This is a genomic window from Virgibacillus sp. 6R (assembly GCF_001895305.1).
GTDB lineage: Bacteria > Bacillota > Bacilli > Bacillales > Amphibacillaceae > Virgibacillus > Virgibacillus pantothenticus.
In genome coordinates, this window is the sequence record NZ_CP017762.1 from 1,755,886 (window position 1) to 1,772,926 (window position 17,041).

At 32.4% G+C, this 17,041-nt stretch carries 9 protein-coding genes and 1 pseudogene; 5 read left to right on the plus strand and 5 right to left on the minus strand.

Annotated features, from left to right (window positions below; genetic code table 11):
- Positions 1-167 precede the first annotated feature (167 nt).
- From BKP57_RS08075 to BKP57_RS23220, 3 genes are all read right to left on the minus strand, one after another.
- On the minus strand, positions 168-1,691 hold the full coding sequence (locus BKP57_RS08075; protein WP_050351038.1) for a glycosyltransferase: 1,524 nt from the start codon (positions 1,689-1,691) through the stop codon (positions 168-170).
- Positions 1,692-1,764: 73 nt separating this feature from the next.
- A complete protein-coding gene (locus BKP57_RS23215) occupies positions 1,765-3,870 on the minus strand; it encodes a CDP-glycerol glycerophosphotransferase family protein (RefSeq protein WP_072741324.1) in 2,106 nt (701 codons plus the stop codon).
- 734 nt (positions 3,871-4,604) lie between these two features.
- Entirely contained in the window at positions 4,605-5,894 is a 1,290-nt protein-coding gene (locus BKP57_RS23220; protein WP_072741325.1) for an N-acetylmuramoyl-L-alanine amidase, read from the minus strand.
- 187 nt (positions 5,895-6,081) lie between these two features.
- Between BKP57_RS23220 and BKP57_RS08090 the strand changes: the two are divergent.
- Positions 6,082-6,433, plus strand: a pseudogene (locus tag BKP57_RS08090) (transposase); the annotation flags it as partial.
- 676 nt (positions 6,434-7,109) lie between these two features.
- Here the strand turns inward: BKP57_RS08090 and BKP57_RS08095 are convergent.
- A complete protein-coding gene (locus tag BKP57_RS08095; RefSeq protein ID WP_156875300.1) occupies positions 7,110-10,241 on the minus strand; it encodes an N-acetylglucosaminidase in 3,132 nt (1,043 codons plus the stop codon).
- A gap of 904 nt (positions 10,242-11,145) precedes the next feature.
- Positions 11,146-12,045 (minus strand): UTP--glucose-1-phosphate uridylyltransferase GalU, encoded by a 900-nt coding sequence (galU, locus tag BKP57_RS08100; RefSeq protein ID WP_050351032.1) that lies wholly within the window; start codon positions 12,043-12,045, stop codon positions 11,146-11,148.
- A 1,139-nt stretch (positions 12,046-13,184) separates the two neighbouring features.
- Between galU and tagD the strand changes: the two genes are divergently transcribed.
- From tagD to BKP57_RS22510, 4 genes are all read left to right on the plus strand, one after another.
- Entirely contained in the window at positions 13,185-13,583 is a 399-nt protein-coding gene (gene tagD / locus BKP57_RS08105; RefSeq protein ID WP_050351031.1) for a glycerol-3-phosphate cytidylyltransferase, read from the plus strand.
- On the plus strand, positions 13,576-14,757 hold the full coding sequence (locus BKP57_RS08110; RefSeq protein WP_072741326.1) for a CDP-glycerol glycerophosphotransferase family protein: 1,182 nt from the start codon (positions 13,576-13,578) through the stop codon (positions 14,755-14,757). The genes tagD and BKP57_RS08110 overlap by 8 nt, the downstream gene beginning before the upstream one ends.
- A 223-nt stretch (positions 14,758-14,980) precedes the next feature.
- Entirely contained in the window at positions 14,981-16,867 is a 1,887-nt protein-coding gene (locus BKP57_RS08115; RefSeq protein WP_072741327.1) for an S-layer homology domain-containing protein, read from the plus strand.
- A 9-nt stretch (positions 16,868-16,876) separates the two neighbouring features.
- Positions 16,877-16,987: an SH3 domain-containing protein gene (locus BKP57_RS22510; protein ID WP_198035033.1), complete on the plus strand. Its 111-nt coding sequence runs from the start codon at positions 16,877-16,879 to the stop codon at positions 16,985-16,987.
- The last annotated feature ends 54 nt before the right edge of the window (positions 16,988-17,041 follow it).

The following is a 17,041-nucleotide window of genomic DNA, read 5'->3' on the forward strand; positions in this document are numbered from 1 at the left end:
AGTTTAATGTAAGCATAAAGTCTATTCCTAGTAATAGCTTTAATATTGAGATTGATTTACTTAATACCAGCATTATCAAGATTACAGCTTAATGCGCAAACTTTTGACAGCAAATCTAAACTTATCTGAGCATACTTTCTACTCACTCCAAATATCTGATTTTTTACTCACTTCCTTAATATTTCTTTCCAACTTTTTACAAAATGCTTTTGTGTAAATTTCTCATCTAATTTCGCCACTTTCTTTCTTTTTGGGGGAGAATCAAGTAAAGTAACCATAGCATTTTTTAAACCGTTTATATCTCCATTCTCAACTAAAATTCCATTATTATCATTAATAATTTCGGATGGGCCCCAGGTAATATCATAACTAACTACCGGACATCCATGAAAAATGCTCTCTAAAACAGTCAGACCAAACCCTTCTAGTTTACTAGTCATTAGAAATAATGAGGATGATTCATATATCTTTTGTGGATTTTTTGTAAAACCTTTAAATTTTACGGAATCCTGAATTCCTAACTCAGCTACTAATCTCTTCAAGGATTCTTCCTCTTCACCTTCTCCATATATTTCAAGTTTTATATTAGGTCTATCTTTTAATACACTATTGAATGCTTTAATCGCATGATCAATTCGTTTTAATTCCACTAATCTTGAAACAACGCAAATTTTATTGCGATCAATCATCTTTTCATTAATATTAACTTTACCACTAATACAATGAGGGATTACATATATTCTATTTGCAAGATGGGGATATTTTTTAATAATATTTTCCCTTTGACCATTTGTTAATGAAATAATAACATCTTGATCTTCCGATATGTTTTCAAAAAGGTATCTAAAGCTGTTTTTCGTTTCAGAATCTAAATTATTAGGTTTAGACAAATGCGGTCCATGCATTTGAAAAATTCTTTTTATATTCTTGTTTACATTTAATAATGGTCTATCTAAATGTCTTACATCGTTGATAACTGTATCTCCATCTACTAAAAAGCCCTCGAACCAATATTTTATAAGTTCTTTTTCGTTTAAAAATACTTCAGAGCTATTATCTTTCTTAAATAGTATAATTCGATCTAATTTCAAAGTTTCATTAGTATATATATATTCCTTAGTTAAATAAGCATTAAATTTCCTATCAACAAAAACATCTCTAATAACATTATCTTTAGTTTTATCTTTAAAATATCTAATCCTATGGAGATTACCATTTTTATCTATATATATCCTCTTAGCCGGATGGGAATGTTGATTTGAATATACTTCAATGTGACCCATTCGATTTGTTTTAGTATTGTATGAAGTATGAAGTATCGGTACACCATTCTTATAAAATACCGTTTTATGCTCATTTCCTTTTTTAGGTACAGCAAAATATTGATCTCCAAGCTCTTTGTGAAGGTATTCTCGGTAATTATTTCTAATATTCACACTGTCATCCCATCTTAAATCATTGTACATATTTAAGAAGTCAGTATTCTCATTAACAACTGCCTTGTTACGATATTGTTTATATACGTATTCATAATCAGGGTTATAATTAGTAGTTATTAAAGTAATATCATCTATACCACAGCCATTTTCTGTCAAGATCCTACTTCTTTGGAGTAAAGATCTAGTTCTTCCACCATAAGTTAGGGGTAAAGAGGTTGTCATTATATACAGTCCTTTTTTGGATTTAAACATAAAATTATCCTTTCTTTCTTTATTTATTTTTGTATTCTTACTAACAAAACAGTTTTATTTAGGAGTTAAGACATTAGTAAAAAAAATTTTTTACTACTCGTTCAGTAGCTTTTCCGTCTTCTAAATAGCAAAACTTCTTATAAAATTCTCGAAAGTTAGCAGATGGAACAAAACCAACCTTGTTTATTTTGTTTATCTCTTCCAATATTCCATCAGTAGACTTCACTAAAGGGCCTGGGGCTTTTTTTTCAAAATCGAAATAAAAACCTCTTAGATTATCCCTGTAGTCCTCAATATCGTATACATAAAAGATCATTGGTCTTTTTAAATTTGCATAATCAAAAAACACTGAAGAATAATCAGTAATTAATATATCCGATACTAAATACAATTCTCTAATATCTTCATATTTAGATAAGTCGTATATAAAGCCTTCATATCCTCTTAAATCCAAGTTTTCTGCAACGAGATAATGTAATCTTAAAATAATAATATAGTCATTCTGCAATTCTTTTCTTAATTTATCTATATCCATTTTCAGATTAAATTTATATTTACCTTTTTCGTAAAACTGATTATCTCTCCATGTTGGCGCGTATAAAATCACTTTTTTGTGTGTTGGAATCTTTATTTTTTTCTTTATTTCTGTTATATTCTCTTTATTATTTGATTTAACCAAAACATCATTCCTAGGATAACCCGATTCAATCATAGTCCCTTTAAAGCCAAATGCTCTCTTAAAGATTTGAGTAGAATAGTTATTAGGTGATACTAAATAGTCCCATTTACTAGCCTCTTTTAAAAAATTTTTCTTATATTTCTTGGTGTTAGTACCTGGCATTTGTACTTGTTCCATATCTGCGGCCAACTTTTTTAAAGGAGTTCCATGCCAGGTTTGGACATAAATTGTATGAGATGGTTTTGGTAACCATAATGGTAGTCTACTATTACTGATCCAATAATTTGCTCTAGCCATAAGAAATAACCACTTTATTGAAAACCTTCTAACAGCTCTTATTTCCCTATCTTTAAAATAATTAATATGCCTTCTGTCAAAACTCCAATACATTCGATCATTCAAATTATTTTCTAGCATATATTCATATATAGCTCTTGGACTATCACTATACTGTTTCCCTAAAAAACTCTCAAATACAATTAAATTTTTCCTTACTGGTAGTTTTCCTAGTATTTTAAAGGCTACTTTATATAGTCTTTTCAATTTATTTCCCCTTCGAACTTTCAACCATTTATATCTGACTTTTTCTATAATCACTTTTTTTAAATTGAAGTGGAGAATTTGAACTGTGAAAGCTTTAGACTTTTTACTCTGTCTTACATAAATTTTATACTTTTTATACTTATTAAAAATAATTGAACTTAATTTTTCATAGCTAAAACATGTTAATTTTATTCTGGATTCATATTCTTCAAGCAAACCATCAGCTTTTTTAAAACAAACTTTTAAAAAAAATCTTAGTCTCTTATTATCGGTTAAATAACTTTTTAAATTTAGTTTACCTTTAAACCCAAACATTATATTCTCATCCAAATGTTGATCCGGTAGTAAGTCCCCTCGCTGAAACAATTCTATAGGAACTTCTGTCTCTTTATTCGTCAAACTGTCAACCACCCAAAGCGTAACCTTGTTAACTTTATATTGGTTATTTCTATAAAAAGGAGGAAAATTAAAATAGCCATAAAAAATTATATTTTTTTTCGATATCTTAACTGATTCAACCTCTGATATCATTGCGTAATCATTTACTTTGAAAGATAAACCTCCTTGATTTGTAACATAAGGATAGAACATTTTCTCTTGAGTAGGTACTGTAGTAGAAAGAAAATGAATATTGTAACAATCACTTTTAATTCTAATATGTTTGGCTTCTATTTCACTATTTTCCTGAACTATATACATATCCCAAATGTTCTTTTTAAATAATTTATTTTTTAAAGTGTTAAAGGGAATAGTGACCTTATATATACGATAACATTCTGTAGAATTTAGGTAGTTAAAGTTTAAATCTATCGCCTCTTGTTTATCACGTGATTTTAAAACTACAGAACTTTTCTCTAATGACTTCGTATACTGTTCTTTTATTGGTATCTGAATTGTATAGTCATTATTTTCAAGTTTAATATTTTTAATTTTATTTGAAACAAAATTTGACTTCATATTAAAATATATTTCTCCTTTCTTGCATGGAACAATATAAATGAACAGCTAAAATCATGGCTATTTTTTTATAAAAATGCCAAAACTATGGTACCCGTAAAATTAAGCACGAGCTAAAGAACAAGGAATGATTGCCAAGACGACGTATTAAAAAATTATGAAAGAGAATGACTTAGTATCAACGTATACAGGGGCTAAGTTTAGGACGATTAATGAAGCATTAGACATATTTCTGATCCAATGGTCATTATGTAGGAAAAGATGCCCTTATAAAGCCAGCAGAAGCAACTTTCAAAATTATTAAAACAGAATATAAATGGCACCTCGCTTTGAGTCTTTAAGTAATTAAACAAATGTAGTATATATTTAACAACTTGACGCCAAAGATCAAGCGGACAAAAGAAACTTAGCTTGTCAATGAGGTTAGCATATCTGCCTCTCCGCGTAAAGTTCTCTATTAGTTTGTTAAATACTACAGTTTTGTTTCAGCTTACTTGATCCTGATCTTTCTGTCCAGTTAAGTGTAGCCTATTCAATTCTATCATAGAGATATTAAGGGTTAAAGATTAACAAGTATGTAGTGTACAACAGTCTGTTATTCAATATTAAAGAGAAAATACCTTTACGCTATGCAGAAAAAACTTCGACTTTTCCTTTTTAGTTAAATCTTAATCAAGCAGACTAGAGATAGCCTTGATAATGAAAGAGAGCCGAATATCGGCTCTCTCTTACTTTTACTTAACATAACTTGAGTGAATAAACACTGTCTTTCCATCAAGTACCCCTCTATACCATGTGTTTTTACCTACAGTCTCTGTCTTATCTACTTTAAATTCCTTCATCTTCTTCGTGGAAAGATCATACACTAAATCCCTTGGTCCTCCCCAGGCTTTACTATAAGCTTTTCCAGTCCCTTTCACGTAGAGGGTTTTATGTTTCTTATCTACTCCTTTGTGATTATGGGCGTTTACACTATTAGATTCAACCCACCCAATTGTACCAGTCTTACTACTTGGATTATTACTAAGTAAATAATAATTGGTACCGCCAACTTTGGCTTCAGCCTTCACATAAAAAGCTTTATTTAAATTTTTTGAACCTGCTTTTGAATATTTATTAAGATTTGTTGGAGTCCTATAGATTTTAACTTGGGCAGACTTAATATGAGCAAGCTTACTAGTATTTGCTTTTTTACTATTTACTATAGCATCATGTTTTTGTCTTATCAAACTCACAAATTGGTTCCAATTATATCCATATCTCGCAAAGTAACCATGAGGATCTACGTGTGTAGTACCCCCTAAATGATTGCTCACAGCTTTATGTGACCATAATGACCCTTTACCAGTTTCTTCAGCACTTGTTACTCCTAAATTATAATCATATAGGATATTAGCAATATAACTAGCGTAATTGTTAATTGACCTTGCAAATTGATCGAAATTACCAGTCCTGACTAACTCTACATGAACAAACCGTTCATTAGCATATCTACCTCCACCCCAAGCACCATAATCTAAAGGATGAATTTGAATTACTCTTTCATGATCTACAAAAGCATGGACAAAGGCATTTTCATGATTTCGTGTCATATAGGAAATTTCTCCAAAAATTGTAGAATTATCGTTAGCTGTTTCATGAGCAACTACACCTTCAACAGCACCGTAACCATTCCTGTAATTAAACTTTTCAAACATACTCTTATGTGCAGATTGTACACTTGGAGACTTCATATTTTTGATATATGTATTAACATCAGGAAAAATGGACCTCATTAAAAAAGAATGGTTTCTATCTATTTTCTCTGGATGTGGGTGCTCAGACTCTTCCACATTTCCATCTCTCCAACCCTTTGGCACATACTGAAGTTCTTTTTCTGATAGTTCGCTTATATCTTCCCCATAAACTTTTGTACCTTTTTTAATTCCTAATTCGTTGTATTCTTCAATTTTTTCTTCTGCCTGTAGTACCGAAGGAGAAAAAATCAGCAAAAAAATGAAGAAAATTGTAAATCCCTTTTTCAAAATACCCCTCCTTGTATAATATATTGCGCGACAATCTTAGCTTATAAGTTTAATCCTTGATTATTACGCAGTGAGTTTACTTGTAATTTATTAAAGATACTCAAAAAAACAAAATAGGTGAATAGCGGAGGATAGGGGAAGCTCCATTTCACTACTGTCATTTTTTAATAGACTTTCAGACCTGCCCGGAGGACTCTATGCAGCTGGCTTAATTGCCGAAATAGGCGATATCAAGCGTTTCAAGGACCACCATGCCTTAGCCAAATATGCAGGGCTCGTATGGAATCAATATCAATCAGGGGAATATGTAGCAGATGAAACCAGGGACCAAATATTTACGTTATTATTTGGTTCAAGCTGCAGACTCCATTCACCGATGTGACAGTGAATATAAAGTTCTATCAAAAGGAATACAATGAAGCAAACAAGCACCAACATAAAAGAGCACTCGTCTTAACCGCAAGAAAACTAGTACGATTGGTTTTTCGCTACTCAAAACCAATCAATTATATACTGCACCTGAAAGGAGAGAGCATTAAGCATCATTCACCTTTCATTCGTTGATATTCTCACACCCATTTTTTTGGAAATGTTATGAGACTTCTTTGGTATACCCTTTTACGATACAAAGCTAAAATAATTTCCAATTTGTGATGATTTTACTCTTGACTATTTACCACTGTGCTTAAATGATTTTTAAGAGAGAATAATGGTAAACTAAAAGCTCTATGGAACATTTAACTTTGGAAATTGGATATATCTACTAAAAAAATATATACCTCAGATATTTAGCTTTCACAGGATCAAAAAATACTTCTTAGTAAAAATTATAGTCTCTTTATCTTATTAAGAGGTCTAAAGTGAAACTTCATTAAGTAGGTGTTTTCTTCCATCCCCCTACTTAATGTTAGTACCACAAGGGTATAACCCTAAGACCTTGAATCGGGTATTTAGGTGTCGTTTTCTCCACTTAGGGCTTTTAAATTGGTAGTTTTACGGCACTTTACATGCGGGATAAGAGAAGGGCACCTTGACGGGTAGTGGAATTAATTAAAATTACACTACCTACTAGTAAAGGTGCTTTCTATTATGATAGAAAATAAAAAGGGCAACCGCTTGAAGAAATTTAACCTAGTATATAGCTACTTTTAAGTTCTTGCCAATTTAATTAATCTTTGAGACTAAAACTTAATTTTTACTTCAGACAGCAAATAATTATCTATATACTGGTATGTCATACTTCAAAGTGTAAGAATCTAATTGTTGATAAAGATTATACATAGTGTTTACCTGTTTAGAAGCCCATCCAATATCTGATGCGTATTGGTGGTAAGCTTTACCTAAGCTATCCATTGCTAAAGGGTTCCATCTAATTGTATATAAAGTGTTTTGACCAGCGAAAATATATTTATCTGCTGCAAACTTTGCTCCCCCAACAATTGCTTTATATGGTGTTGTCCACCCCTCTTCATAAGCTCTTTTCGCACCACAGGTGATAGGACAAGAGTCAATCGCTCCAATACCGTACATATTGTAAACTTTTACACCTTTATATTGGACTCCTTTGGCTAAAGTGGACTTCCCATTTCCAGTTTCTAGTATTGTATGGGCTACTAAGTATAACTCATTTATTCCGTGCTTTGCCCCAGCATCAATAAATGCTTGTGCTTGATTTTCAAGGATCCCTTTGCCTTTTAAATGGTTATTAATTACTCTATATAACTGAGCAGCAGATGAACCCGTCGTCTTAGTTAAATCAACAAATTGAAATTTCTGCTTTTCATCATTTAAAAAATTGCTTGGATCAAGATAATATAAAACATCCTGCGCACTAGGGTTTACCCACATTACGGTATAATCTATTTTATACCATCCATTTTTTTCGCCTAAGATAGTAACCTTATCTCCCTTTTTTAATTGACCAACTACCCAAAAACTTGTCGAGGGGCCTCCTCGTACATTTAGGAGATTTGCACTAACTCTATTGGCTTTATCTATATACTGTTTAGAAACATAGGTGTCGTATCTTTTATCAGTTTTGGGGCCAGAGCTCATTTGGATTTTCAATGCTTCTAAAAGAGATAGGTTATAAACTGTCTTTTTCGATTCATTTAAATATGCTTGGTGAATGAAAACTTCTTTCCCATTTAGGTCGCCTCGATACCACGTGTTGTTTCCTACCTTTTCTGTCTTATTCACTTTAAATATTTTTCCCTTTTGTCCTGCCAAATCGGCATACACTAAATCTTTAGGACCTCCCCATGCCTTGCTATAGGCACTGCCGGTTCCTTTTAAATAAAGAAGTTTATTTTTTTTATCAATACCTTTATGGATATGCGTCCTTAAATCTTTAGCTTTTAGCCAACCTATTATACCTCTAGTACTACTTGGCTCCGTACTTATTAGATAATAGAGTTGATCTCCCATTTTCGCCTGTTTCTTAATGTAATAGACTTTATTTAAGTACTTATCTGAACTAAAACTCGTTGCAGTATCTCCTATTGTTTTATAGATCTTGGTTCCTTTTTTTATATGACCTAAAAGGCTTGTATTCGATTCTTCAACTCCTGCTAGATAACTTGAATGAATGAAAACTTCTTTCCCATTTAGGTCGCCTCGATACCACGTGTTGTTTCCTACCTTTTCTGTCTTATTCACTTTAAATATTTTTCCCTTTTGTCCTGCCAAATCGGCATACACTAAATCTTTAGGTCCTCCCCATGCCTTGCTATAGGCACTGCCGGTTCCTTTTACATAAAGAAATTTATTTTTTTTATCAATACCTTTATGGATATGCGTCCTTAAATCTTTAGCTTTTAGCCAACCTATTATACCTCTAGTACTACTTGGCTCCGTACTTATTAGATAATAGAGTTGTTCTCCCATTTTAGCCTGTTTCTTAATGTAATAGACTTTATTTAAGTACTTATCTGAACTAAAACTCGTTGCAGTATCTCCTATTGTTTTATAGATCTTGGTTCCTTTTTTTATATGACCTAAAAGGCTTGTATTCGATTCTTCAACTCCTGCTAGATAACTTGAATGAATGAAAACTTCTTTCCCATTTAGGTTGCCTCGATACCACGTGTTGTTTCCTACCTTTTCTGTCTTATTCACTTTAAATATTTTTCCTTTTTGTCCTGCCAAATCGGCATACACTAAATCTTTAGGACCTCCCCAAGCCTTGCTATAGGCACTGCCAGTTCCTTTTACATAAAGAAATTTATTTTTTTTATCAATACCTTTATGGATATGCGTCCTTAAATCTTTAGCTTTTAGCCAACCTATTATACCTCTAGTACTACTTGGCTCCGTACTTATTAGATAATAGAGTTGATCTCCCATTTTCGCCTGTTTCTTAATGTAATAGACTTTATTTAAGTACTTATCTGAACTAAAACTCGTTGCAGTATCTCCTATTGTTTTATAGATCTTGGTTCCTTTTTTTATATGACCTAAAAGGCCTGTATTCGATTCTTCAACTCCTGCTAGATAACTTGAATGAATGAAAACTTCTTTTCCATTTAGGTTGCCTCGATACCACGTGTTGTTTCCTACCTTTTCTGTCTTATTCACTTTAAATATTTTTCCTTTTTGTCCTGCCAAATCGGCATACACTAAATCTTTAGGACCTCCCCAAGCCTTGCTATAGGCACTGCCGGTTCCTTTTACATAAAGAAGTTTATTTTTTTTATCAATACCTTTATGGATATGCGTCCTTAAATCTTTAGCTTTTAGCCAACCTATTATACCTCTAGTACTACTTGGCTCCGTACTTACTAGATAATAGAGTTGATCTCCCATTTTCGCCTGTTTCTTAATGTAATAGACTTTATTTAAGTACTTATCTGAACTAAAACTCGTTGCAGTATCTCCTATTGTTTTATAGATCTTGGTTCCTTTTTTTATATGACCTAAAAGGCTTGTATTCGATTCATTTATCGTTTGAGAAGTAAGTGTTCTCGATTCGAGTACTTCTTCCTTCTTTATTTCATTGCCATTATCTTGATTTTCCTGAACACCTTGCTCAGTATTCTTCTCTGTAGCTTTATCTTTGATACTAGAATTTGGTACACTTTCATTCTCTGCTTCTTTATCCTCAACCTCTAAATTATTCTCTGTACCGTAATTTGAGTGTCCTTCTGTATCCAAATTTGATTTGTTTTCAATCTTTGGTTTAGGGCTTTCATCTTTATTTATAGCTTCATCAGCTTCATTAGGAAAAACCTCTTCTTCTGAAAGTTGGTTATAATCGCCTCCCTTTTTATTTGAATCTGCCAATACAGTTAACGTAGAAAACAGCTGAACAATCAGCATAAAAACTACTAAAATAGCACTCTTTCTCATTTTAACCTCCTAATTAATATGAAAACTCTATCATAATTAATATCGGTCGCAATTAGGAAAAATAAAAGGTAGTTTATTTAAAAACACTTATTGAAGGAATTTTAAAGGTTTTCATTTTAGAAAGGATGATAAATAAATAAGGTTCTCTGTCAAATTCAGGTTGAAAATCTCCACCATCTCTTTTAAACCCCACATGATATTTTTAACCTCTTGCTGCCATAATTTTTTCATTCGCTCAAAGCTTTTAATCCCAATTGAATTACGTTTTATGTGTTATCAACTCTCTCTCCATGTAACCATTTCTTGAATGGATACATAAACACAAATGTAAGATTCCTTTGCTATGTCCCCTTCACACGCTGAAATATTTCTAAATTCGAATTATTCATAGCTTCTATACAGGTTTCCCAGCCTACTTTGTACTATAGTTGAGCTACTCTCTTTAAATCATGTATCTAGCTTATTCTTTAATTCATATGCCTCTTCTAAGCGAGGATCTGTTGGAAGGAGCAGTTGCACCTTTTCCTTCTCATCCTCACCTAACTTATAAATGGATTTCCTACACGTTTTTATACAGCCTGCTTAAAAGATTTCGATAAATCCATTTTATCTTTAATCCCATTAACTACAATAAAATGATCTTGCGCTCTTTTCCCTCTCTATTACCTTTTGTCCAGCAACTCAAATTTATTAAAAGAGAGGGAAGAGTGTATTTTTTTATCTAACTATCTTACCCTTTTTCCAATAAGGGCCACCACATTCAATATAGAACCATAAAATAATTTGTGCATATTATTGAAATCCATGTACATATATATTATCTAACTTAAAAAATATATGACCCGTTAATATAGTAAGAATAATAAACTATAATTTATACATTCGTAATTCGGCTCGATTTTTCCTATTTGCTAATTGTAGTAGTATGAGATATCAACTTTGTTTCTAATATTTCATGAAGAAATTTCAAAATGTCTAATTTTAATTCTTCATGCTGCAAAGCAAATTCTATTGTAGTTTTTACAAAACCTAATTTCTCCCCTACATCATATCTTTTGCCTTCAAAATCCAAAGCATAAACCGGTTGTGTTTTATTTAATTTTTGAATAGCATCAGTCAGCTGAACTTCTCCCCCAGCTCCTACTTCTTGGCTTTCTAAGTACTCAAAAATTTCAGGTGTCAATATATACCTACCCATAATTGCTAAATTTGAAGGTGCTTTATCGTTATCTGGCTTCTCAATTAACTCTTTTACCTGGTATAACATGCCTTCAGAAGATGTATAATCTACAATCCCATAACGATTTGTTTCATTTTTAGGAACTTGTTGAACTCCTAATATGGAGGAGTTTTTTTGCTCAAATTGGTTAATTAATTGTTTTAAACAGGGCTCCTTACTTTGTACTATGTCATCTCCTAGTAATACTGCAAAAGGCTCGTTTCCAACAAAGTGTCTAGCACACCATACAGCATGTCCTAGCCCTTTCGGATCCCTTTGTCGAATGTAGTGTATATTCGCTAATTTTGAGGAATATTGAACTTTTTCAAGTAAATCGAATTTTTCCTTATTTATTAAGTTTTGTTCTAATTCAGGGGCTCTATCAAAATGATCCTCAATTGCCCTCTTTCCTTTTCCAGTTACTATAATAATATCCTCTATACCTGAAGCAACAGCCTCTTCAATTATATATTGAATTGTTGGTTTATCGACAATAGGTAACATTTCCTTAGGCATAGCTTTGGTGGCAGGTAAAAACCTTGTCCCCAATCCTGCAGCAGGTATAATAGCCTTTTTTATTTTCATACTAAACTCTCCTCCATTTTAAAATGTATTTGATTTTATTTTAACATATAGTGTTTTCTACAAAATCCAATAAATTATTTTACATTAAGATCATTATAAATTACAATCCTGAATGTCCAAAAATACGTTTTGAGTAAATGCAGGAATGGTCACAAAATTCCTTAATAAAGCCCCCTTAGAACAAAGTAGTCGTTTGTCCCTTAACATATACCTCTACTTCATGATCCGTTGCGTTAGGCATAGAAAATCCTAAGAGCGAGGGCAAGAGCGTCGTCTTGATCCACAGGGTGTGAAAGTAAAACCTATGAAGGTTTTTATTTTCTAACCCGTGAAGAGAATGCGCCTACATATTTCGAAACTAAGGCCAAGGATGGCGGATTTTTAGCATTATCCCCTAGTGTTCAAACAGGACTATTAATTCAGCCTTATAAAACAGCGTTACGAAGAAACTTTTCACATTGGAATTTTCTCTTTTCGTTTGACATAGTTTATTTTATGTTAAATGCTTTAGAGGATTCTGCTGGCGCAATGAAATCTAAGCCACTTGCCGGCGTATAGCAGTTCGGATGGGTCGCAGTAAAAAAACAGATGTTTTTCCAGCTTTTATTGACGGAACGTTTACACATCTAAAATTAATTTAATGGATTCGGTTTGTTTAGAATAGTATGTACCTTACATTAGTTTAATCAGATGAGCTATCTCATCCTTCCTAACATTTTTATATAGACGGATAGCAATTGTTACCATGGTGCTATTCGAACGTCTATATGATATAATGTTTGGTGGTGAAACTTGCCATTTCGATCTAGGAATACGAAGGTTTTAGTTTACCGTAATCTTTTAAAGGCGCGACCATAAAAGAATTTGTGAGAATTTGCAGAATGGACTTCTTTTCGTTCACATAGTTAAACACTAATTGGCAGCTTTTTTAAAGTGCCGCGAAAACCCTTCTTTAATGTCTAGCTTTTGTGCTAGTGCTCCGATTAATTCAGTAGTAAGATGATTCATGGGGAAATACATAGGTTTCCAATGCTTGATATCTATTATATAATAAAGTTTAAGTTTATTGTTAAGAAATTGTAAACGCAAAGTAAATGAAATATAGTATAATATAATCAACACTATTCGGAGGTTTTAACATGAAAAAAGTAATCACTTACGGTACATTTGATTTACTACACATGGGGCATATAAATTTACTGCGTCGTGCAAAGGAGTATGGGGATTATTTAATAGTGGCAATTTCTGCAGATGAGTTCAATGCTCTAAAGGGGAAAAAAGCTTATTATACATTTGAACAAAGAAAAGCAATTCTTGAGGCTATTAGATACGTAGATGAAGTTATACCTGAGTATACATGGGAGCAAAAGATAGAAGATGTTAAAAAACACGATATTGATGTTTTTGTGATGGGAGATGACTGGGAAGGTAAATTTGACTTTTTAAAAGATTACTGCAAGGTCATTTACTTACCAAGAACAGTAGGTATTTCCACAACAAAAATCAAAACAGACCTAAACATGGCGAATAATGGTTAAAGAAATTGCAATAAGTATATATCTTTTTGTATTTCGTATACTCTTTAATTTCTTTAAACTGTTTACATTAAAAACGAAAACAGTCTGTGTTGCAACGTTCGGCGATAATATATTTTATACCACTAAAGCATTATCCAAGTTATCTGATGAAGAAGTGGTTATTCTAAAAAGTAGCTCGTGTAAATATCTATTTCATAATTTAAAAGCAACCATTATTCCGTTTACTTTAAAGCACCCAATTGCTTATATTAAATCAATCTACCATCTTGCCACTGCAAAAACTATTTTAATAGACAATTATTATGGTTTTTTGGCAGCTACATCATTCAAGCAAGGCGTAACTTGTATTCAACTTTGGCATGCTGGCGGAGCTATCAAACAGTTTGGGTTAAAAGATCCAACCAATAAATTTAGATCAAAGAAAGCGAATGAACGTTTTCAACAAGTTTATAACACTTTTCATTATACCGTTGTTGGTTCAGAACGAATGGCGGAAACATTTAAAGAAAGCTTTGGACTGACAGATGATCGTATTCTTCGTAAAGGAATTCCACGATCAGATGTATTGTTTGACCATTCAATGAAGGAAAGTATCTATAATCAAATGGTCAAGAAACACCCTATAATAAATAATAAACAGATTATATTATATGCTCCAACATTTCGAAACGATCAACTATCTCATTATCAATTGCAATTAGATATCGGAAAGCTATATCAAGAACTGTCAGAGGATTATGTACTACTAATCAAACCACACCCTGCAGTTACGTATGATATTAGTGAGGCTTATCAAGATTTTGTATACGATGTATCGGAGTTCTATGATACAAATCAACTATTATTGATTACAGACATATTGATTACAGATTACTCTTCCATTCCATTTGAATACGCACTGCTCGAAAAGCCGATGATCTTTTATGCATACGATATGGAAGAATACCGTCTCACAAGTGGCTTAATTGATGATTATGAACAGCAAATGCCGGGGCCAGTAGTAGCTTCAACAGAAGCTATTATTCTTACAATTAAAGAAAATAAATTTAACTACGGTAAAATCAAAGAGTTTGCAAAACAATGGAACGAATATTCAAACGGTAAATCTAGTATGAATTTGGCAAAGTATTTAACAGATACAGAATTAAAGGAAAGAGAAAAAGCTATTATTTAGCATCCCGGACAGTTATAAGGGATGTTTTTTTATTGCTCGTTGATCTTATAATTAGAATATCATACTTTTACACCAGGTACTGTTAAGTTTACGTAAAAAATATTAATTATCTGTAAATACTACTGAAATTCAAGTTAAAATATACTAGTATTGTGTTGTTACAGCATTTAGACTTCTAGTTTAACTAACTGATTGCTCATTTATAAAGGAGCTTTAACAACACATGAAAAAAATATTTCGTCATTTATTCTTAGTATTTATTGTATTCGTACTTGTACTACCTCAATCTGCTTATGCTCAATCAGATATTCACGGACACTATTTTGAAAAAAGTATGCTATCACTTATTGAAAGAGGAATAATGAATGGATATACAGATGGAACATATCGACCAGATCGTCCCATTACTCGAGTTGAATTTACTGTATTTTTAGTGCGAGCGTTAAATTTATCTCCTAGTTCAACCAATCAGTCGTTTTCTGATGTGAAAGAAAACGCTTGGTATTATTCTGCAATTACCACCGCTACTAGCAATAAAATTATTGGCGGTTACCCAAATAATGTTTTTAGACCGAACAAGCATATTTCTCGCCAAGAAATAGCTGCTATGATGAAACGGGCATTAGATTTAAAAGGCGTACAAGCGGAAAAAGCTCCTCTTCCATTCTATGATAAGAACAAAATAAACCCGATGTTTTATGGTGCTGTACAAGAAATGGTCGACTTAAAAATAATTGGCGGTAAAAAAAATAGTCAGGGATTATATTTTGCCCCATTAGATAGAACGACACGCGGAGAAATGTCTGCTATGTTAAATAGAATGTTAAAGCTAATCGATGAACCTAAAATAAACGTTAGCCACACTAACTATAACTACTCATTTAAAGATATGATAGACATACAAGTAACAAAAACTCCAAAAGTGGATGGTGCTGGTAAATATATTGCTAGTCGATCACTTGTAGAGTATTATGCAAATCCTAATAATTTTTCCAAAGAATCTAGTGATTATTTACAGTTTCTTAAGCTATCAGAAAATGCAAGTTTGAATTCAAATGAAATTAATAGAAAAGTACTTCATAACAAAGGAAATTTATCTGGTCAGGCAAATTCTTTTATTCAAGCAGGGAATAAATATGGTGTAAACGAAGTGTATTTAATGGCTCACGCACTTCATGAAACCGGAAACGGAACATCAAAACTTGCAACTGGTGTACCAGTAGATAAGTATGGAGATATCGTCCATAAAAATAAAGCTAGCCATATCGTATACAACATGTATGGATATGGAGCAGTAGATAATAACCCACTTCAAGGTGGAGCAAAATATGCTTTTAATCGACGGTGGTTTACTCCAGCTGCAGCGATTATAGGTGGAGCTAGAGATATCGCTAATAATTACATAAATAGCGGACAAGATACACTATATAAAATGAGGTGGAATCCTAATAGCCCAGGATACCCCCAGTACGCTACACATGTACAATGGGCCGTCTTGCAAACAAAGAGAATTCATGAGATTTACAGCTTATTAGACTACTATATCTTAAAATTTGATGTTCCTACCTTTAAACAACAACCAAACGCTTCACCTTTACCTACTGGTGACAAAGCTTATCATGTTGATCCTAAATATAAAGGTAAAACAGCCAAAACAACAGCAAGTGTAAATCTTAGAACTGGTCCAACAACCTCATTTAATATTATTAGGACTTTAGGAAAAAATATAACCGTTACTATTATTGGTGACAATGGCGGGTGGTATAAAATCAAAGTGAATGGGATAATAGGTTGGGTTTCAGGAAATTACTTACAAAAAGAAAATGCCCGAATCCGTGTTTCGGATAAGTTCACTGCTCCACCTTCTGATGACCAATATATCCCAAACAAATCAGATGATATGCAAGATCTACTCGCGATAACCACTAGCGATGGGGTTCGTTTAAGAAAAGAACCATCAACTGAAAATTCTGATAACATCATTAAACAATTAGCAAGCGACATCTATGTTTACATATTAGATGAAAATCCAAACTGGTACTTTGTTTCAGATAAACAAGATAAAGGTTGGATTTCCAAGGATTACGTTGCTTTTAACAACCTTTTTTAAGTAACAAGTATGGAATCGAATTTAAACGTAAGAACAGAGCCTAATTTAGATGGAGAAATTATTGGTAAACTACAAGCACATAATTATATAAGAGCAGCTATCAATAATCAGGAGAATTGATCATAAAAGGAAACTGGATTAAAATTTATTTTAAAAATGGGTATGGTTGGATTA

What these genes read in the sequence shown, in the direction of transcription:
- BKP57_RS08075 (WP_050351038.1), bottom strand. Translation starts at nt 1,691, where the DNA reads ATGTTTAAATCCAAAAAAGGACTGTATATAATGACAACCTCTTTACCC.
- BKP57_RS08095 (WP_156875300.1), bottom strand. Translation starts at nt 10,241, where the DNA reads ATGAGAAAGAGTGCTATTTTAGTAGTTTTTATGCTGATTGTTCAGCTG.
- galU (WP_050351032.1), bottom strand. Translation starts at nt 12,045, where the DNA reads ATGAAAATAAAAAAGGCTATTATACCTGCTGCAGGATTGGGGACAAGG.
- BKP57_RS08110 (WP_072741326.1), top strand. Translation starts at nt 13,576, where the DNA reads ATGGTTAAAGAAATTGCAATAAGTATATATCTTTTTGTATTTCGTATA.
- tagD (WP_050351031.1), top strand. Translation starts at nt 13,185, where the DNA reads ATGAAAAAAGTAATCACTTACGGTACATTTGATTTACTACACATGGGG.
- BKP57_RS23215 (WP_072741324.1), bottom strand. Translation starts at nt 3,870, where the DNA reads ATGAAGTCAAATTTTGTTTCAAATAAAATTAAAAATATTAAACTTGAA.
- BKP57_RS08115 (WP_072741327.1), top strand. Translation starts at nt 14,981, where the DNA reads ATGAAAAAAATATTTCGTCATTTATTCTTAGTATTTATTGTATTCGTA.
- BKP57_RS22510 (WP_198035033.1), top strand. Translation starts at nt 16,877, where the DNA reads ATGGAATCGAATTTAAACGTAAGAACAGAGCCTAATTTAGATGGAGAA.